This window comes from Mobiluncus porci (assembly GCF_009695935.1).
In the GTDB taxonomy this organism is placed as follows: domain Bacteria; phylum Actinomycetota; class Actinomycetes; order Actinomycetales; family Actinomycetaceae; genus Mobiluncus; species Mobiluncus porci.
Genome location: NZ_VUMY01000006.1, coordinates 109,343 through 127,926 on the forward strand (window position 1 = coordinate 109,343; position 18,584 = coordinate 127,926).

An 18,584-nucleotide genomic window follows, 5' to 3' on the forward strand; every position below is an offset into this window, starting at 1 on the left:
GTCATTAAGGGTTGTCAGAAAATACCTTGGATTTTGGGGTGAGTGGCATATCTGGCGACTCACCCCAAAATTTTCCCTCAATACTGACTGGTTTTGCGAGACCAAGGCGTGAGCTACCCTGGATTCATGGAAAAAATGCGCGTGGACGTGTGGCTGTGGGCAACCCGCCAACTGAAATCCCGCTCGCTCGCCACCCAGGCGGCGCGAGCCGGACACGTGAAAATCAACGGCGCTCCAGCCAAAGCCTCGAGCTCGGTGGCGGTTGGAGACGAAATCCGACTGCGCGCCAACGGTTTCGACCGCGTCTTGCGGGTGCTGGCGCTGCTCCCCAAACGCGTGGGTGCCCCGGAAGCTCAGAAGGCTTACGAGGACGTGACCCCGCCGCGTCCCATTGACCCCTCTGCTGGTGCCTACATCTATCGACCCCGTGGCACCGGACGACCCACCAAGAAGGAACGCCGTCAACTGGATGCGTTGCGCGGGCGGGAGGCTTTTTAGTTTCTACTCCCAGTCGCCCAAAAACTTGGGACGGTCGGGGAACTGACTGCGGTACTCGTCGGATAAACGCCCCAGACCGAACCCGGGAAGACACAAGAAAACCAGGATGAGGCAGAAAACGAAGCCGGGGGAGAGCACCCGCCCGCCGACGAAGAAAGCCGCGACTGTGAGGATCCCCGAGGCTATGGCTCCGATTCCCCAAGCGGCTCTTGCTGAACAGTGAAAACCCAGGTGAAGCAGCCCGAAAGCAGTGGCAATCACGCACGCCCCGGAAGCCAGCAACGTCACCGTGGCCGCGGTGGTAAGCGAGTTCGGCTGGACGTAAGCGCTACCGGCGAAGGTCAAGAAATACGAGGCGAGGCCACAGAGGAACATACCCAAAAGAAAAGGCCAAATATCGGCAGTGGATCGCCACAGAGACTGTTTCTCAGGCCTGGAAGTGGCGGGCTTGGCTCCAGCATTTTTCTCAGTCATAGCCTCTAATCTAACTTTTCCCAGTTCCACACTCAAAAATGGGGATACCGCAGTCAGCGACACGCTCCAGAGTTTCCCTGTCCAACTCGCCTAGCCATCGGAATAGCGGTGGTGGGGTCTCCGGATGTAAACTAAGCCTAGATTTGCGCCTCCGAAAACCCGCTATCTGGGGACTCGCAATGTTTTAAATGCTACCGATTCGAATCGGAGGGGTCAGAATGTTCCGCAACGTGAGCGGGAGTAGATAGAATAACCTAATCATGACTACTGACTCTCACCTTACCCCGGCTTCCGACCCGTTCACCAGCGGCGCAAACGCGCGTACCGTCGTGGATCGATCCGCTTTCCCGATAGTGTCTTTACCCGCCGTGGCTTCCGGAGAGTCCGGATCCGAGTTAACCTTCGCTGACGGAACCATACGCCGCACGATTCTTCCCGGCGGAACCCGCGTTATCACCGAAACAATCCCCGGCGTGTTCAGCGCCACTGTGGGATTGTGGGTGCCGCGCGGGTCGCGGGATGAAAACGTCGGTGCCATGGGAGCAACCCACTTCCTGGAGCATTTGCTTTTCAAAGGCACCGAGTTGAGATCCGCAAAAGAGATCGCCCAGCTCTTTGACCAGATCGGGGGACACTCCAACGCTGCCACCGGCAAGGAGAACACGCATTATTACGCGACGGTCTTGGGTGAGGATTTACCACTCGCCATTGACTGCCTCATGGACATGCTGCGTTGTGCCAGGCTTGACGCGGAGGCTTTCGAGCTGGAGCGCGGGGTCATTTTAGAAGAGCTCGCGATGGATCTCGATGACGGAGATGAGCGGCTGCACGACGCGATGGCTGCCCACATGTTCCCAGGTCACCCGCTGGGACGTCCCGTAGGAGGGATGCTTGAAACCGTTCGCGAAGCGCAGCTAGAGGCAATTAAATTCCATTATCGAGCCGGCTATACCCCCGACCAGCTCGTGGTGGCGATTGCTGGCAACGTGAACCACGACCAGGTCTGTGAACAGGTCGGCCGGTTGTTGTCGCAGCCCGGAAATCCGCAGTGGGAAGGCTTCTCGGCCTCGACTCCCGCGCGGGATTTTTCCCGTCAGATTGCCGAGCCGCTCACTCGAGCGGGAGCATCAATGGAGCGCGGACAGTTTGTGGAAGAGGGAAATTTCGAGCAGTCCTATCTGCTTTTAGGCGGGCCGGGGATTTCGGTCCGCGACTCGCGGGAAGTTCCCATGTCGGTTTTGCGGGCGATTCTCGGCGGGGGGATGAGCTCGCGCCTGTTCCAAAACATTCGCGAGGAACGCGGGTTGGCCTACAGCACCTACGCCTTCAGCATCGGCTACCGCGACGTGGGCCAGTTCGGAGTCGGAGCCGTGTGTAATCCGGACAACGCGGATGAGGTCGTGGCTCTAATGCGCGCGGAGATGGAGAAAATCGCTAGTGAACCGGTTTCGGAAGAGGAACTTACTCGGGTGAAGGGGCAACTTCGCGGCTCGACCTTGCTGGCTATGGAACGTACTTCACCAAGAGCCATGCACTTGGCTCAGGCGGAAATTGAGCGCGCGGAATTCGTGCCTTTAGAGCGCAAGCTAGAGCGATTGCGGACCGTCAGCGCGGAAGAAGTTTTGGAATTGGCTCAGGAGCTGGTTGGTGAAGCCGGTTTGGAGATTCGAGTCTGTCCGAACGCGGAATAAGACATAGGTGAGGTTACCATGGGATAAGGCGGATTAACGCGAGGTGAAGCGGGGTAATGTTGGGGTGACGCGTGTGGGTGCTGACTAGAGCAGCATTCCCCACAGGTGGGCTTCCAACGGAGCGTGTTCCGTCCCGCTCGGAACCGCCGGTTCTCCTTCGGGAGTCTCCAGTTTTTGCATCAAACCCTGCGGGCTGAAACCGGCATCGGAGAGGAACCGGATATAGTCATCGTCTCCGGCCAGAACCCACATCCCGAAAGCGCGCAGGCCCATCTCCCGTCCCTTGGCCACGGCGGCGTCCAAGAGCGCCAAGCCCAGCGGCTTGTTGGCCTCTTGAGGATGAAACTCGAGAACGAATTCGCCAACGGTTTTGTCTTTGCCAGGGAGAATCGCGGACATCCCTGCCGGATCGTCTCCACAGAATGCCACCCAGACCGGAACCTGCGCTGCCAAGGCGTTCCTCCAAGAGCGTTCCATCGACAAAATGTCGATAACTCCAGTCGCAGGGTGCCCCAGACCAAGGATTTTGCCAAGTCGGGTTCGCAGCACGTCTGCTTGCAAATTCGCCAAAGTCACGGCATCGCCGGGATCCGCTTCCAAGATTTCATAGTCTCCCATAGATGTAATTCTAAAGGAAATCAATGGTCAGGGTAAAATGAAAGCAGATTTCCCCCTGATGAGGGTGTGTTTGCGCTCTCATGCTATGGCGCTTTTGATTTCACTAATGATTTCACAATGCGGACATTCTTTCCGAATAGTGAACTCCGGTCATAGAATCAAGCTATGAGTTGTACTTTTGGAAGATTCTCGGTGGCAATGGTGACGCCATTCCACGACGATGGCTCTATGGATTATGAATCAGCGAGGCGCCTAGCGAAACACCTGGTCGCGGGCGGCTGTGACGCGATAGTGGTGTCGGGAACCACCGGTGAGGCTCCGGCCACTCACATGGATGAGAAGGCTGAGTTGCTCGAGGAGGTGCGTCAAGCGGTAGGGTCGGAGATCAAGCTTATTGCCGGGGTTAGCTCCAACGATACAGCTCACACTTTGGCGATGGCGCGAGTTGCGACACAGGTTCAAGCCAACGGGCTGCTGGTGACGGCTCCTTATTACAATCGTCCCTCTCAAGACGGAATTTTTGAACATTTCAAGGCCGTTCACGAAGAAAGCGACCTGCCGATTCTAATTTATGACATTCCGGGTCGAACCGGAGTGACGATTGAAGACGGGACTTTGGATCGGTTGGCTGAATTGGAGCGGATCCAGGGCGTGAAGGATGCCACGGGGAATGTTGCCGCTGGGATCTCGCGGATGCGTCGTACCGGATTGGAGTGGTACAGCGGGGATGATGGGCTGAATTTCTTTTTCATGTGCGGCGGCGCCTCCGGAGTGATTTCGGTGGTAGGGCACGTGGAAGGGAAACGGATTTCCGCCATGCTGGACGCAATCGAGGTCGGTGATTTGGCGCAGGCGCGGGCTTTGGATGCGGAACTGGCTGCCTCGAACCGCGGCATCATGGGTGCTGGCCAAGGCGCAACCTACGCTAAACAGGCGGTTTACGCTCTGGGCTTGATAGAGTCCCCGCGCTCGCGTTTGCCCCTGGTGGAACCGAGCGAATCCGAAATTACCTCGATTCGCGAGATATTAACGTCCCAAGGTTTACTCAAATGAGTCATGGGGACGTGCTTTTTGACTGATTTTATCCAGTAGGGAAGATAGAAACGGTTAGGGAAGGAACTAGAAGATGCTGAAAGTCGCGGTTATTGGCGCGAAAGGCCGGATGGGAACCTATGTTTGCGAGGCGGTCGAGGGTGCCGAAGACATGGAACTGGTGGCACGCCTAGATGCCGGAGATGACCTTGCTGAAGTCATTAAGACTGCCGGAGCCACCCACGCGGTCGATTTCACGACCCCACAAACTGCTGAGGCCAACGCTATGGCGGCGCTCGGGGCGGGAGTCCACGTCGTAGTCGGAACCACCGGCTGGACTGAGGAGGCCTACGCGCGGGTCCGCGAGGCGGCCGCGGCAGCGGGTAAGAGCGTCTTGATCGCCCCGAATTTCGCGATTTCGGCGGTTCTGGCCATGAAGTTTGCGGCCGCGGCAGCACCTTATTTTGAGTCCGTTGAAGTCATTGAGATGCACCATCCGGATAAGCTCGATGCGCCTTCTGGGACGGCGATCGCTACCGCCAAAGGGATTGCCGCGGCGCGTGAGGCCGCCGGAGCGCCAGCACTCCCCGACAACACCCAAACCGATGAACTCGGAACCCGCGGTGGGAAGGTGACAGGCGTGCCGGTTCATGCGGTGCGGCTGCGGGGTTTGTACGCCTCTGAGGAGGTTCTTCTCGGCAATCCCGGCGAGCAACTCGTCGTGAGAACGGATTGCTTCGATCGGGTTTCCTTCATGCCGGGGGTGCTGCTTGGCCTTCGGAAAGTTGCTGATTACCAGGGGTTGACCATCGGGCTTGATGCGTTCTTGGGGTTGTAACGTCTTTTCGCTACGCCGTTTGGGTCAGACCCTTCCGATTCCGTTCGCTTCGCTCACTACACCGGAGAGGTCTGGCCCGCCGGCTTCGCTTTCTATTTCGGTGGGGTCTGGCCCGCCGGCTCTGCTCGGGTAAGATATAAGCGTGAATAACGATCCTTTTGAGTTGCCGGAGCCTAAACCGGCGAAACCTGATGTGTTGCGCCTCGTCCCACTCGGCGGGCTTGGTGAAGTCGGTCGCAATATGACCGTCCTCGAAACCGAGGGCAAAATCCTTATCGTTGACTGCGGGGTGCTGTTCCCCGAAGAAATCCAGCCCGGCGTTGACCTGATTCTGCCGGACTTTCAATACATCCAAGACCGCCTCGACAAAGTTGTGGGCCTCGTCTTGACTCACGGTCACGAAGACCATATCGGCGCGGTGCCCTATCTCTTGAAGCATCGCCAAGACATCCCCGTATACGGTTCCGGTCTCACGCTGGCGTTGGTGGAACCCAAACTCCAGGAACACAAACTTCCCGTGACGAACCTCCGCGTCAAAGCCGAAGGCCAGAAGCTCGATCTCGGCCCGTTCCACCTCGAGTTTTGTGCCGTAAACCACTCTATTCCAGACGCCCTCGCGGTCATGATTCGCACTAAAGCCGGCAGCGCCCTCATTACCGGCGACTTCAAGATGGACCAGCTCCCCTTGGACGGGCGCATCACCGACCTGCGTGCCTTTGCCCGCTGGGGAGAAGAAGGCGTGGACCTGTTCTGCGTCGATTCCACAAACGCTGAAGTTCCGGGATTCATCACTTCCGAGCGGGAAATCGGACCGGTTCTGGAAGACGTATTCCTCCATGCCACCGGCCAAATCGTGGTGGCTTCTTTCGCCTCCCACGTCCACCGGGTTCAACAAGTCCTGAACGCCGCGGCCACCACAAACCGGAAAGTCGCCTTGGTGGGTCGCTCCATGGTTCGCAATATGGAGATTGCTGCCGAGTCCGGTTTCCTCCACGTCCCGAACAGCGTCTTGATTGACTTGAACGACGTCAATTCCCTCCCGCCGGAGCGGCGTGTCTATATGGCTACCGGTTCCCAGGGTGAACCGATGGCGGCGCTCTCACGAATTGCCAACCGGAGCCACAAAACCATCTCTATCGGGGATGGCGACACGGTAGTTCTCGCCTCGAGCTTGATTCCGGGAAACGAAAACTCGGTAGGGCGGGTCATCAACAACCTCATGCGTCTTGGGGCGCGAGTAATCCACAAGGGCAACTCGAAAGTTCACGTTTCCGGCCACGCGGCCGCCGGAGAGCTACTGTATGCCTACAACATCGTCAAGCCGAAAAACGTGATGCCCATTCACGGCGAGACCCGCCACCTGGTCGCCAACGGGGCGCTCGCGGTTAAAACCGGCGTGAAACCCCAGAATGTGATGCTCGCCGAGGACGGGGTCTGCGTGGAAGTGAAGGACGGCCACGCCGAGATTGTCGGCCAGGTTCCTTGCGACTACGTCTATGTGGACGGTACCTCCATTGGTGAAATTGGGGAACCGGACCTCTATGACCGTCGCGTTTTGGCCCAGGAAGGCTTTGTTGCGGTCTATGTCGTCATGGAACTTTCAACCGGGACGATCCTTGCTGGCCCGACCGTTATCGCCCGCGGGGTCGCCGAGAACGACGCGGTTTTCCGCGATATCGAGCCGCAAATTGCTGACGCCCTAACGGACGCGGCGAGGGGCGGAAAAGCCACTGTTCACGACATGGAACGCGTGGCGCGGCGCACCTTGGGGCGCTGGGTTTCCCGCAGGCTGCGCCGGGCTCCGATGATTGTTCCGCTTGTGGTGGAGGCCGAGTAAATTGCTGACTCTCAAGCGCCTCAACATCCTTACGCCTCCCCAGGCACCCCTGCCCTGCCGGGGCAAAAACACCGACCCGAAGGCTGGTAGCTAGTGGCCCGTTTTATCTCGACCCAAACCATCACCTTGGAGCTTCCGCTAAAAGTGGACTATCTTCCGGAGATTGGCGCTGAGGTTCGCGCCTCGGTTCTGGAAGGAGCCGTGGTGGCGGGCGGTTTCTTTCTTGCCGCTACGGTGGCTCGGCAAGGGATTGCCGTCGGAGTAGCCTCGACGCTCGGAACTGGCCCGAATTCTGTCCAGGCGCGGCATTCGCTGGGACGCGAGTCAATCTCGGTTCTCCTGCCCGAAACAGTGGGGGATATTGGGCTACGGATTGTGGCAATCGACTCGGAAGGAACCCGCACCATCATCACTTCTCCGGGGGTGGAGACGGAACCGGATCCCCAAGATTTCACCAAGGTGGTTTTACGCCCCGATGACTGGGTTCTCATCAACCTCAACGATTTGGCCTATCCCCAACTCGCCACCGCGCTTTCCGAATGGGTGCAGTCCTTGCCCTCGCGGGTGCATTTGGCGCTGGCGGGAGGCCCGTTGGTGGGCGCGGTGGATTTGGACGTGCTGGTCAAGACGATGCGGCGGGCGAACCTGTTGACTTTGAATAAGCAGCAAGCTGACGCTATCGGTTCTCGCATTGGACGCGGTCCGATTTCCGATATTCTGCGTCGCTACCTCCAACCCGAAGCCCACCTGGTTCTACGGGACGGGTCTCACGGAGCGGCCATTCAAGAAAACACCTCGCAAATCCCGATTGGAATTCCGGCTTTTCAAGGCGAAATCGTGGATACCACAGGGGTGGGGGACGCCCATACCGGAGTTTTGATTGCCGCGCTGATGCAGGGTATGTCTTTGGAAGAAGCGGCGGTTCGCGCGAATGCGGCAGCGACTATCGTGTTGCGTCGTCGCGGGTACTATAAGGTTCCCACCGCTGCCCAAATTGATGAATTTCTAAGCGCCCACTAGAACGTCCCCTAGAACTCTCCGCGCTAAACCCCAGCTAGAAAAGCCCTCGCGGAATCCGGCTCGCTTTCCGTTCTCACGGCGTGGGAAAAGCGGGGAAACTCTTCGCGGGAATAGGATTCAATTGCTATGAGTATGACAAAAACTCCCCCGCGCAATTCCTCCAACTCCGCGAATCGGTCAAAAGCGACCTCGCGGAACTTTCGGAGCGGCGCCTCGCAGAAGTCCGCGCCCGAACTGGTGGAAGTCTCACCCGCGCTTGACCCGCAGGTCAAGAGCGATATTGCCGCGCTAATCTGTATTGCGGTGGCCATTTTGGTGGCCTTGCGGGAGTGGTTCGGCCTTTCCGGAGTTGCCGGGGACGCGATTCACCAAGCATTTGCCGGATTGTTCGGGCTTTTTGCTGTAGTTCTGCCGGTTTTATTCGTAGTTATTGCTGTCAGGCTTTTTCGTCGCGGTCGCGCCCAAGCCGATCCGGAGGCTCAGGCCGCTACCGGCGCGGTCGAAGTCCGGATTCTCGTCGGCCTGTTCACGATTCTCGCCGCAGTTTCCGGAATGGTTCACGTGGCGCGCGGCTTGCCTTGGCCGATGGAGAATTTCCCGGGAATCATGGCGGCAGGAGGACTGCTCGGCTGGTTTTTCGGCCACCCTCTAGGCGTGTTGTTCTCCCCGTGGGGAGCCCAACCGATGCTGGTCATCATGGGTCTCATCGGGGTGCTGATTACGGGTGGGATTCCCGCCGCCACTTTGGTTGCTATGGTGCGAGACAAGTTGGGATTCAACAAGGGTGACCCCGAATTTACAGGCGAGGAGCAAGATGCCGTCGATATCAGCGGAGCAACCGAGGTCATGCCGGCGCACTCTCGCTTACCGTGGAAGCGCCACTCCGCCCCAGAGGCCCTTGCTGAATCCGCCGATAGAACCACCGTCATGGGATCCCCGCGAGGCCCGCAGCAAACTGCCCCGAAGACGGCCACTACCGGCGCTGCTGGCGCCAACGGTGCGACTACCGTGATGCCTGACGCCGGAGCGGATGGAGCCGCCGGCTCGATAGACGCGACTGGCGCCACCCAGGTCATCTCCCCAGCCCAGAGCCCCGCAGCCTCCCCAGCGGCGGCCCCAACTTCGGCCCCAGCGAGCGCCGCCCCCAATCTCGACGCCGTGAAGTCACGTGGCAAACATAAAGCCGGCGCCGAACCCGCCGCGACTGAAACCGATCAAAGTGCTGATAAAGACGCTTTTGAAGCCCCGAATACGAAGACCGGACTCGGTCACCTGATTGACTACCGGCTGCCCAACCCGAGCCTGCTCGCGGTCGGACCCGAACACGTCAAACGCTCTCCGGCGAATGACCGCGTCATCGAGGCGCTCACCAATGTCTTTGCCCAGTTCAACGTGGGCGCGGAAGTAACCGGCTTTTCTCGCGGCCCGACCGTGACCCGCTACGAGATCACGCTCGGAGCGGGGGAAAAAGTCTCGAAAGTAGAGGGGCTGTCCAAAGATATCGCCTACGCGGTGGCTTCCCCGGAGGTCCGGATTCTCTCGCCGATTCCCGGAAAATCCGCTATCGGCATCGAGATTCCGAACGCCGACCGCGAAAACGTGTTCCTCGGAGATGTGTTGCGCTCCGATGCGGCCGCGCGGCTGACTCACCCCTTGGTGACCGGCGTCGGCAAGGACGTCGAGGGCGACTACGTTTTGACGAATATCGCGAAGACTCCGCACCTGCTGGTGGCAGGCGCCACCGGTTCCGGTAAGTCCTCGTTTATCAACTCGATGATTACCTCGATTATGATGCGCGCAACCCCGGGTCAGGTTCGGATGATTCTCGTTGACCCGAAACGGGTCGAACTCACGGCTTATGCAGGGATTCCGCACCTGATTACGCCGATTATTACTTCCCCGAAAAAGGCCGCGGCGGCTCTCGAGTGGTGTGTCGCGGAGATGGACACACGTTACGACACGCTGTCGAACTACGGGTATCGTCACGTGGATGAGTTCAACAAGGCGCTCGCGGCGGGGAAGATTCAAAAACTTCCCGAGGCTCGTTTTGAACCGGAATGGATGCCGTATCTCCTCGTTGTGGTCGACGAGCTCGCGGATTTGATGATGGTAGCGCCCCGCGACGTGGAGGCCTCAATCCAGCGCATCACCCAGCTCGGTCGCGCCGCGGGGATTCACTTGGTTTTGGCGACCCAGCGACCTTCCGTCGACGTGGTGACGGGAATCATCAAGGCCAATGTGCCTTCGCGTTTGGCTTTTGCGACGTCCTCGAACCAGGACTCCCGCGTTATCCTCGACCAGTCCGGAGCGGAGAAGCTGATTGGGCAAGGGGACGCGCTTTATCTACCGGCGGGGGAGTCGAAGCCGAAGCGTGTCCAAGGCGCCTGGGTTTCTGAAGAAGAAATTGCTCGGGTTGTGGCTCACGTGAAAGCCCAGATGGATCCGGTTTATCGCGAGGGCGTGACTGCGGAAGCGAAGTCGAATGAGCCGAAGGTCGCTGAGGACATCGGCGATGACTTAGATTTGCTACTGCAGGCCGCGGAACTCGTGGTTTCTACCCAGTTTGGTTCGACTTCGATGTTGCAACGGAAACTCCGCGTGGGATTTGCCAAGGCGGGGCGGTTGATGGATCTCCTGGAATCTCGCGAGATTGTCGGGCCTTCCGAGGGGTCGAAGGCGCGCGAAGTGCTGGTTTCCAACGAGGACCTGCCCGGAGTTTTGGCTTTGCTGCGCGGGGAAGTCGAGGAGCTTCCGGCGGAGCCGGAAGAAGAAGATGCCAGCGGAGAGACTTTGGATGAAGCTTCATTAATCGGGATGCCATTTAATGAATCCACAACTGAACCGGTCGACGAACAGATCGTAGAAGATAACGACGCACCCGCCGCTGAACTTGCCGAGGCACGCGCCACCGCACACGTAGAACCCGCCACCGAAACCAACCGCTGGGTAAACGTCGCGGAGATTCTGGAGCGTGACGAGGAAACCGACACCGAGCCCATCCCCTTTGGAGATAAAGATGAGTGACGCGCCATTGCAACCCACCCCCGAAACCGCGGAACATCAGGCTCCGAACCTCAATATTGCCAACGTTTTGACCGTGATTCGCCTCGTGCTGGTGCCGGTGTTTATCTGGCTGATGTGGGTAGATACCGAGCCCAGCCGACTGGGGGCCTTCGTGGTGTTCATCGTGGCGTCTTTGACTGATAAACTCGACGGGACGCTCGCGCGCAAACTCAATCTCGTAACTAACTTCGGGAAGCTCGCAGACCCGATCGCGGATAAGGCGTTGGTGTTGAGTGCTTTTGTAATGCTGGCGATTCAAATCAATCTGTGGTGGTTTTGGGCGGTCACAATAATCGTGTTGGTGCGTGAACTCGGGATTACCGTGATGCGGCTTTTCCTGGTGCGCCGCGGTTTCGTGATGCCGGCGAATTGGTGGGGCAAGTGGAAAACTGTGTCCCAGATGGCGTGTATTATTTGGATATTGCTGCCGTGGGAGATGATAAATCACTACCTTTTCCAGCAATGGGGTAGCGACTTTCGGGACGGGAGTATAGGAGTCACGATCTTTTTGATGGTACTTGTCGTGATTCTCACGGTTATGAGTGGACTCGTCTATGTAGTCGAGGCGATAAAATTTTCCGGGGGGGCAGCGAGCGAATCGGTGAATGGAACGGCGAGCGGGACAAAAGCAGAATAGAATGCGGGAATAAAAACTTATCGGTGCTTGTTAATATCAATGTGATGAACCAAGACCTGAATTTCAAAAACATGACCCTGCCCCCGGCAATGCGACGCCCCGGAGTCCGCGGCTCTCGGGTGAATCCTCGTTCCCTGGATTCGCGCCTCGTGAATGTGCGTTTGGACGTGAAAAAGCGATATCCTAAACCCATGAGTTCGACTTCTCACGCTGCTTCCAAGACTGGATTGCCCATTTTGCGCCACGAGTTGGGCGAAGTGTTGCGTGACCTGCGACAAAACCGTGGTATGACGCTGCGTGACGTTTCCGCCAAGGCGAAGGTGTCTCTCGGGTATTTGTCTGAAGTGGAGCGCGGCCAGAAAGAGGCTTCTTCGGAGTTGTTGGCCTCGATTTGCTACGCCCTCGATGCGCCCGTGAGTTTCGTTTTGCGCGAAGTGGCCGACCGAATCGCCTTGCAGGAAGGCGTTTTTGTCCCCGAATCCGTCCCGGACGATCTCATCGAAGACCTCACGCCGGCGATTTAAAGTTTCGCCGAAATACTTTTGCGGGTTGCCTCTTTTCGGGGGCAACCCGCTTTTTACCGCCTTGGGACCGAAGATTTTAGCTTCTTATACTCGGAGACCCTTCGCTAACTCGTGCGATTTTGGCTACCGCTGCCATATATGGCACTGATTGCCAAAATCGCACGAGTTACGTAACTAACCGCGACTATAAGCCCTGCGAAAATCCAAGAATCACCAAAGCTGGTAGCCTTTATCTATGCCCAAAGCTCCTGGTCCCGCCTCGCGGGGTATGACCCGCTCCATGTTCAATGCCGCCGTTGACGCGGTGTTTCCGCGCGGGCTCGGGGTATCTTTGGTTACCGACCAAGTGCTGACCGAATTCGGAGCCACCGCTGAGGCTTCCTTGGATAAAGGCGCGGATCCCTTGGAAGTTTGGCAGGCTTTGCTGCGAGAAACCGACCGTGACACCGAGGAAAACCTTTTCTGGCATCGGCGCGATCTGAAACGTAAGTAGCTACGCAGTCTTGGGGACAGTTCCACTTTGCTCCATTCGCTTAGCCCTTTTTCGCAAAACCGAAAACGTCCCCGACCGCTCCGCTTTTAAGCCATCGCCTGGATACGCGATAAACTTGGGGAATGTTAAACAAAATGTCCTCGTATTTCGTGCGAACGCTTCGTGAAGACCCCGTCGAAGCCGAAGTCGACTCCCATAAACTCTTAGTCCGTGCGGGCTATATTCGCCGCGCCGCCCCCGGCATCTACACCTGGCTGCCGCTGGGTTTGAAAGTCCTTCGCAACATTGAGAATATCGTGCGCGAGGAAATGGATCGCATTGGAGGCCAAGAACTCCAGTTCCCTTTGCTGCTGCCGCGCGAACCCTACGAGGCGACCAACCGGTGGGAAGAATTCGGCCCGAGTTTGTTCAAACTAAAAGACCGCAAGGAAGGAGACTATCTCCTCGCGCCGACCCACGAGGAAATGTTCACCCTCATTGTGAAAGACCTTTACAGCTCCTACAAAGACCTTCCTGTCTTGCTCTACCAAATCAAGGAAAAATACCGCGACGAAGCGCGGCCCCGAGCCGGCATTATCCGCGGGCGCGAGTTCGTCATGAAGGACCTGTATTCTTTTGACTTGACCGATGAGGGACTGGCGCATTCCTACCAGTTGAACCGCGGAGCCTACCGGCGCGTTTATACCCGACTCGGCCTAGATTTCGTGATCTGCCAGGCGATGAGTGGGGCGATGGGCGGCTCGGCCTCCGAGGAGTTCTTGTTCCCCTGCGAGATTGGGGAAGATACTTTCGTGAAGTCTCCGGGCGGCTACGCCGCGAACGCCGAGGCCGTGACGACGCCGGTTCCGGACGCGATTCCTTTTGATGACGCTCCGGAGGCGAAGGTTCTCCCGACTCCGGATTCGACCACGATTGAAACCCTGGTGGCTCAGGCCAATAAATTGTATCCGCGCGAAGATCGCCCTTGGGAGGCCACCGATACTTTGAAGAATGTTGTGGTGGTGGCCCAACAGCCGGACGGGAGCTCGGAGGTTCTCGTGGTGGGCGTGCCGGGGAACCGCGAGGTCGACATGAAGCGCCTCGAGGCGGCGCTGGCACCGGCAGAAGTGCGGATGGCAGAGCCGGAGGACTTGAAGGCCTATCCGGATTTAGTGCCCGGCTATATCGGGCCGCAGGTTATTGGCCCGAACTCGCCGCGGCGGACGGTGGACGAGGAGGGACATATTGCGGGTTCCCCGCGGTATTTGCTTGACCCGCGGGTTGTCTCCGGCACCCGTTGGATTACCGGCGCGAACGAGGAAGGAATGCACGTCTTCAATCTCGTGGCCGGAAGGGATTTCGAGGCTGACGGAACGGTGGAAGCCGCGGAGGTTCTCCCAGGTGATCCGGCTCCTGACGGTTCCGGGCCGCTCACTTTGGAACGCGGAATCGAGATTGGGCATATTTTTGCCTTGGGGCGGAAATACGCTAAAGCGCTGGGCTTGACCGTTTTGGATGAAAACGGCAAGGCACAGGTGGTCACCATGGGGTCTTACGGCATCGGAGTGTCGCGACTCGTGGCAGCCGTTGCGGAAAACTCTCACGATGACAAGGGGCTGATTTGGCCGGTCAATGTGGCGCCTTTCCAGGTTCACGTGTTGGCGACCGGTAAGGACTCGGAGGTTTTCGAAGTGGCCGAGAAGCTGGCGCGTGAGCTAGAGGATGCGGGAGTCTCGGTGCTCTACGATGACCGTCCGAAGGCTTCAGCAGGCGTGAAATTCAAGGATGCGGAGCTGATGGGGATGCCGTATCTTCTCGTGGTCGGCAAGGGACTGGCCGAGGGGAAAGTCGAGATTCGTGACCGTAAGGCGGGGACGGCGGAGGACGTGGCGCCGGATGCCGTGGTGACCGCTTTGGTGGAACGCATCAAGGGCGAGCTGGAAAAGACGGCCCTCGCGCGAACCTCGACGGAGCTGGTTGGTGAACCGGACCAGTGGGAGTTGGACCAGGGAGAGGAAGGAATGGAGTAATGGCATTTAGGGAAATTAGGGTCGTGGGCGACCCCGTGTTGCGCACGCCGTGTGATTGGATTAAGGACCCCAGCGATCCGGGGGTTCGACAACTGGTCGAGGATCTGCTCGAGAATGTGGATGAGGATGGTCGTGCGGGGCTTGCCGCCAACCAGATTGGGGTGAGCCTTCGCGCCTTCTCGTGGAACATTGACGGCGAGATTGGTTACGTTTTGAACCCGAAACTCGTTGAGGTTTCCGAGGATGAATATCAAGACGGCGATGAGGGCTGTCTCTCGGTTCCGGGACTGTTTTTCCCCACCGAGAGGGCTTGGTATGCGCGGGTGGAAGGCATTGACCTTGATGGGAAGCCCGTCGTGGTCGAGGGCGAAGAGCTCATGGGACGCTGCCTCCAACATGAGTGTGACCATTTGGAGGGCACACTTTATATCGACAAGTTAGAGCGAAAATTCCGCAAAGAGGCTTTGCAGAAGATTCGCAAGATGGATCTGTGAGTCAAAACAACGTCCCCATGACCCATTTTTAACTCACCGCGAAATTAACTGGCGAAACAAGGGTTTATCGCGCATAATAGAAAATAGAGTTACCCCGTTGTGATTCGGTGTTCGGAGGGGAAGCCGCAACACCGGCTTGGGGATTGTCCCCGACAACAGGAGGTAACCATGAATCAGTACACGCGCGGCGTCCTGTTTATCCACACGGCGCCAAGGGCGCTTTGTCCTCATATCGAGTGGGCTGCTAGTGCTGTCCTCAACCAGGAAGTGAACTTGGACTGGACGGTGCAAGACGCAGACCCGCGATTTTTTCGCGCCGAATTCTCTTGGGTCGGTCCGGTCGGAACCGGGGCGCGCCTCGCCTCCGGTCTGCGCGGTTGGGAACATCTTCGCTATGAAGTGACCGAGGATGCCGCCCCGGGAACCGATGGCGGTCGGTGGATGCACACCCCCGATCTCGGCATTTTCTACGCCCAAACCGACTCCGTGGGGAATGTGGTGGTGCCGGAAGGTCGGATTCTTGCCGCGCTGGAACACGCCGATGATCCGGTGCAAATGCGCCGCGACCTGGATGTGGCGCTCGGTCGAGCCTGGGACGAGGAACTCGAACCCTACCGCTGGGCCGGGGTCGGGGCGCCGGTCAAATACCTCCACAAAGTGGGTTGATGCTAAATCCCCGCGAAAGAGCGGAAATTCATATATCCTAAAAACATGACAAAAACTGATTCCGCCGCCAAGGCGCAATCTCCTCACAAAGACCACGGCAATGAGAGCCTTGGTTTCCAATCCGGACAAATCATTCAGGAGTTCTACTACGACGATGACGCAGACGAGAACCTTCGCCAGATCATTGAGAAAGCCATCGCATCCGAACTCGTAGACGAAGATTACGGCGATGTCTCCGATGGAGCCATAATCTGGTGGCGAGCCGAAGACGGAGAAGTCGATGACCTCGCGGATCTCCTCGTCGATGCCTCGGGCAACCTTGACAACGGGGGCCTCATCTGGGTGTTTGTCCCGAAAGCGGGCTCGAAAAACTCGGTGGACACCCAGTTTGTGGAAGAAGCCACTCAAACCGCGGGCCTTCGCGTCATGTCTTCCTCCCATGTTTCTCCCGATTGGTTGGGGATTCGTCTCTTGGCGCGAGCCAGCGAACGCTAAAACCCTTGTGGAAGCCCACCCCTAATCAATTTGTTAATAATCGAACACAAACTGGGGTCTAAAGCCCTAAAAACTTTCGCTCCAGAGAGGTAGCATTAAAGACATGAACACAAAGAAGTCTTCTGCTAGAAAATCCCATGGTCAACCCTCCCGTGACACCTACGATGTCGTCGTGATCGGCTCCGGCGCTGCCGGACTGTCCGCCTCCCTGGCGGCAGCTCGCCGCGGCTTGTCGGTTCTTATGGTCGAGAAAAGTAAAGAGTGGGGCGGTTCCACTTCGAAATCGGCCGGCATGGTGTGGGTTCCCGGCAACAACGTCTTTACCCGACTCGGTGGCTCCGATTCGACAGAACTCGGCCGCCAATATCTGAAAGCCACCGTCGGGGATTGCACCTCGGATGAAATGATAGATGCCTTCCTCGAGGAGGGAAAGAAATGTCTGGATTTCCTGACCGCATCCTGCCCTCACCTCGAGTTTCGCCGGATGGAAGGCTATCCCGACTATTGGCTTGACGCTCCCGGCGCAGCCAAAACCGGTCGCGGGGTTGAGGCCGGAGCCTTCGACTCGCGCCTCTTGGGAAAGTGGGAGAAAACCCACGTCAAAGCCTACTTCAAGCCAATGGTGCCGATGGATCTGAACTCCTACGATTCGGCAGATCTCCTGTTGGCCCTTACTGACCCCAGGCCCTGGTGGCGCGGCATCAAACTCGCCTGGCGAAACCTGAAGCATTTCGCCAAAGGCGTGCGGCCACTAACTATGGGAGCGGGACTCACCGCCGCCATAATGCACGCCTGCCTCAAGGCCGGTGTGGAAGTGAAGCTCGAAACGGCGCTCGTGGACGTGCTCGGCGGGGACTCCAAGAAGAACGAGCGGGTGACGGGAGTCGTCTTGCAACAAGGGCCAAAACGTTTCCAGATAAACGCCACTCACGGCGTCATTCTCGCTTGCGGCGGATTCGAGAGAAACGAAGCCATGCGCCAGAAATATCAACGCCACCCCATCACCGGAACCTGGACGGTCGGCGTGGAAGGCAACACCGGCGACGGCATCGAAATCGGGATGGCTCACGGCGCGGCCATTGACAATATGGCAGACGCTATCTGGTCCCCGGTCATCTCCCTGCCACGCACGGACGCGTTCCAGCCGATTGTTATCGAAGACGAGGAACGTTTCATCGTCCCCGACCGCTCCCTGCCCCACACTTTGATGGTAAATGGTAAGGGCAAGCGCTTCATGAACGAAGCGTTGCCTTACTGCACCGCTGGTCAGGGGCTTTACGGGGGGCGTTTCGGCAAGGGTGAGGGCGATGCGGAGAACATGCCAGCCTGGCTGATTTTCGACCAGCAGTTCCGCGATAAATACTTCTTCGCCTACGGTCACCTCCCGAAACTGGAACTACCGGAGGAATACTACGAGTCCGGTGCGCTGGTGCGTCGCGAGACCTTGAGTGAGTTGGCTTCAGCAATCGATGTCCCGGTTGATGCGTTGGAAGAGACCGTGGCGCGGTTCAATGTCTTCTCCGACAAGGGAATTGATGAGGACTTCCACCGCGGCGAAAATGAACACGATCGTTTCTACGCCAATCGGTACCACCGCCCGAACCCGTCTCTCGGGCGTCTTGAGAAAGCGCCGTTCTATGCCACCAAGGTGTACCCAGGCGATATCGGGACTTCCGGCGGGCTCGTGATTGACCCGAAGGCGCGTGTGACCCGCGAAGACGGCTCGGTAATCCCGGGTCTATTGGCCGCAGGGAATACCACGAAATCAGTTATCGGCCACACCTATACCGCCGGCGGTACCTCGATTGGGGCGGCGCTCGTGTTTGGATACATTGCCGCAAACACGGTGGCGGATGAGGCTTTTGAAGATAATCCGGTTTTTGTGGCGCATTAATTACTCGCTACGACGGGGTCAGACCTATTGTTGCTCGCCCTCAAAAACTCACGCGAAGCAGTCGCGGGTCAGCAAAACCGGAAGGGTATGACCACTGCTACCCGGTCCTAACCCAGGAGAATATCGCCCGCACTGCCATTATTGCGGTGTCAAGTGGTGAGTGCAACATTGAGTGCTTCGGCGGGGTTTTGCCAGCCGAGGGTTTCGCGGGGGCGGATGTTTAGAAGGTGTTGCATTTCTGTGATGTCGTCGTCGCTGATTTTTCTGAAGTCGGTGCCTTTGGGATAGAAATCTCGGATCA

General features: G+C 58.0%; 17 protein-coding genes. 15 read left to right on the forward strand and 2 right to left on the reverse strand.

What is annotated here, in order from left to right:
- Window positions 1-126 precede the first annotated feature (126 nt).
- Entirely contained in the window at window positions 127-498 is a 372-nt protein-coding gene (locus FYJ63_RS04625; protein WP_154544230.1) for an RNA-binding S4 domain-containing protein, read from the forward strand.
- Window positions 499-501: 3 nt separating this feature from the next.
- On the opposite strand, the gene FYJ63_RS04630 is transcribed toward FYJ63_RS04625, so the two are convergent.
- Complete coding sequence (locus tag FYJ63_RS04630) at window positions 502-972, reverse strand: hypothetical protein (protein ID WP_154544232.1); 471 nt, start codon at window positions 970-972, stop codon at window positions 502-504.
- A 260-nt stretch (window positions 973-1,232) separates the two neighbouring features.
- Between FYJ63_RS04630 and FYJ63_RS04635 the strand changes: the two genes are divergently transcribed.
- Window positions 1,233-2,663, forward strand: coding sequence for a M16 family metallopeptidase (locus tag FYJ63_RS04635; RefSeq protein ID WP_154544234.1), 1,431 nt, complete (start codon window positions 1,233-1,235; stop codon window positions 2,661-2,663).
- A gap of 84 nt (window positions 2,664-2,747) precedes the next feature.
- Here FYJ63_RS04635 and FYJ63_RS04640 read toward each other — a convergent pair whose 3' ends face one another.
- Window positions 2,748-3,281, reverse strand: a complete 534-nt coding sequence (locus FYJ63_RS04640; protein WP_154544236.1) for a GNAT family N-acetyltransferase — start codon at window positions 3,279-3,281, stop codon at window positions 2,748-2,750.
- A gap of 165 nt (window positions 3,282-3,446) precedes the next feature.
- Between FYJ63_RS04640 and dapA the strand changes: the two genes are divergently transcribed.
- The 13 genes from dapA to FYJ63_RS04705 all read left to right on the forward strand — a co-directional run bounded on the left by dapA (window position 3,447) and on the right by FYJ63_RS04705 (window position 18,283).
- A complete protein-coding gene (gene dapA, locus FYJ63_RS04645) occupies window positions 3,447-4,334 on the forward strand; it encodes a 4-hydroxy-tetrahydrodipicolinate synthase (protein ID WP_154544238.1) in 888 nt (295 codons plus the stop codon).
- A 73-nt stretch (window positions 4,335-4,407) separates the two neighbouring features.
- Window positions 4,408-5,151: a 4-hydroxy-tetrahydrodipicolinate reductase gene (dapB, locus tag FYJ63_RS04650; RefSeq protein ID WP_154544240.1), complete on the forward strand. Its 744-nt coding sequence runs from the start codon at window positions 4,408-4,410 to the stop codon at window positions 5,149-5,151.
- 142 nt (window positions 5,152-5,293) lie between these two features.
- A complete protein-coding gene (locus FYJ63_RS04655; protein ID WP_287847762.1) occupies window positions 5,294-6,988 on the forward strand; it encodes a ribonuclease J in 1,695 nt (564 codons plus the stop codon).
- Between the two features lie 93 nt (window positions 6,989-7,081).
- The gene (locus FYJ63_RS04660; RefSeq protein ID WP_338106823.1) at window positions 7,082-8,008 is read left to right on the forward strand and encodes a PfkB family carbohydrate kinase; all 927 of its coding nucleotides are present in this window, start codon (window positions 7,082-7,084) and stop codon (window positions 8,006-8,008) included.
- 132 nt (window positions 8,009-8,140) lie between these two features.
- Entirely contained in the window at window positions 8,141-11,032 is a 2,892-nt protein-coding gene (locus FYJ63_RS04665) for a DNA translocase FtsK (RefSeq protein ID WP_154544286.1), read from the forward strand.
- Window positions 11,025-11,708, forward strand: coding sequence for a CDP-diacylglycerol--glycerol-3-phosphate 3-phosphatidyltransferase (gene pgsA, locus FYJ63_RS04670; RefSeq protein WP_154544242.1), 684 nt, complete (start codon window positions 11,025-11,027; stop codon window positions 11,706-11,708). The genes FYJ63_RS04665 and pgsA overlap by 8 nt, the downstream gene beginning before the upstream one ends.
- Window positions 11,709-11,899: 191 nt before the next feature.
- Complete coding sequence (locus FYJ63_RS04675) at window positions 11,900-12,232, forward strand: helix-turn-helix domain-containing protein (protein ID WP_154544313.1); 333 nt, start codon at window positions 11,900-11,902, stop codon at window positions 12,230-12,232.
- A gap of 235 nt (window positions 12,233-12,467) precedes the next feature.
- Window positions 12,468-12,725, forward strand: coding sequence for a DUF3046 domain-containing protein (locus FYJ63_RS04680; protein WP_229769967.1), 258 nt, complete (start codon window positions 12,468-12,470; stop codon window positions 12,723-12,725).
- A 122-nt stretch (window positions 12,726-12,847) separates the two neighbouring features.
- Window positions 12,848-14,734, forward strand: a complete 1,887-nt coding sequence (locus FYJ63_RS04685) for a proline--tRNA ligase (protein ID WP_154544244.1) — start codon at window positions 12,848-12,850, stop codon at window positions 14,732-14,734.
- Window positions 14,734-15,228 (forward strand): peptide deformylase, encoded by a 495-nt coding sequence (gene def, locus FYJ63_RS04690; RefSeq protein WP_154544246.1) that lies wholly within the window; start codon window positions 14,734-14,736, stop codon window positions 15,226-15,228. Before FYJ63_RS04685 ends, def begins: the two co-directional genes overlap by 1 nt.
- A gap of 168 nt (window positions 15,229-15,396) precedes the next feature.
- Window positions 15,397-15,894, forward strand: a complete 498-nt coding sequence (locus tag FYJ63_RS04695; protein WP_154544248.1) for a DUF3145 domain-containing protein — start codon at window positions 15,397-15,399, stop codon at window positions 15,892-15,894.
- A gap of 45 nt (window positions 15,895-15,939) precedes the next feature.
- Entirely contained in the window at window positions 15,940-16,389 is a 450-nt protein-coding gene (locus FYJ63_RS04700) for a DUF3052 domain-containing protein (protein WP_154544250.1), read from the forward strand.
- 103 nt (window positions 16,390-16,492) lie between these two features.
- Window positions 16,493-18,283, forward strand: coding sequence for an FAD-dependent oxidoreductase (locus tag FYJ63_RS04705; RefSeq protein ID WP_154544252.1), 1,791 nt, complete (start codon window positions 16,493-16,495; stop codon window positions 18,281-18,283).
- The last annotated feature ends 301 nt before the right edge of the window (window positions 18,284-18,584 follow it).

Bases quoted from the DNA above. Each gene is read 5' to 3' on its own strand.
- FYJ63_RS04625 (WP_154544230.1), top strand. From the start codon at position 127: ATGGAAAAAATGCGCGTGGACGTGTGGCTGTGGGCAACCCGCCAACTG.
- FYJ63_RS04630 (WP_154544232.1), bottom strand. From the start codon at position 972: ATGACTGAGAAAAATGCTGGAGCCAAGCCCGCCACTTCCAGGCCTGAG.
- FYJ63_RS04635 (WP_154544234.1), top strand. From the start codon at position 1,233: ATGACTACTGACTCTCACCTTACCCCGGCTTCCGACCCGTTCACCAGC.
- FYJ63_RS04640 (WP_154544236.1), bottom strand. From the start codon at position 3,281: ATGGGAGACTATGAAATCTTGGAAGCGGATCCCGGCGATGCCGTGACT.
- dapA (WP_154544238.1), top strand. From the start codon at position 3,447: ATGAGTTGTACTTTTGGAAGATTCTCGGTGGCAATGGTGACGCCATTC.
- dapB (WP_154544240.1), top strand. From the start codon at position 4,408: ATGCTGAAAGTCGCGGTTATTGGCGCGAAAGGCCGGATGGGAACCTAT.
- FYJ63_RS04665 (WP_154544286.1), top strand. From the start codon at position 8,141: ATGACAAAAACTCCCCCGCGCAATTCCTCCAACTCCGCGAATCGGTCA.
- pgsA (WP_154544242.1), top strand. From the start codon at position 11,025: ATGAGTGACGCGCCATTGCAACCCACCCCCGAAACCGCGGAACATCAG.
- FYJ63_RS04675 (WP_154544313.1), top strand. From the start codon at position 11,900: ATGAGTTCGACTTCTCACGCTGCTTCCAAGACTGGATTGCCCATTTTG.
- FYJ63_RS04680 (WP_229769967.1), top strand. From the start codon at position 12,468: ATGCCCAAAGCTCCTGGTCCCGCCTCGCGGGGTATGACCCGCTCCATG.
- FYJ63_RS04685 (WP_154544244.1), top strand. From the start codon at position 12,848: ATGTTAAACAAAATGTCCTCGTATTTCGTGCGAACGCTTCGTGAAGAC.
- def (WP_154544246.1), top strand. From the start codon at position 14,734: ATGGCATTTAGGGAAATTAGGGTCGTGGGCGACCCCGTGTTGCGCACG.
- FYJ63_RS04695 (WP_154544248.1), top strand. From the start codon at position 15,397: ATGAATCAGTACACGCGCGGCGTCCTGTTTATCCACACGGCGCCAAGG.
- FYJ63_RS04700 (WP_154544250.1), top strand. From the start codon at position 15,940: ATGACAAAAACTGATTCCGCCGCCAAGGCGCAATCTCCTCACAAAGAC.
- FYJ63_RS04705 (WP_154544252.1), top strand. From the start codon at position 16,493: ATGAACACAAAGAAGTCTTCTGCTAGAAAATCCCATGGTCAACCCTCC.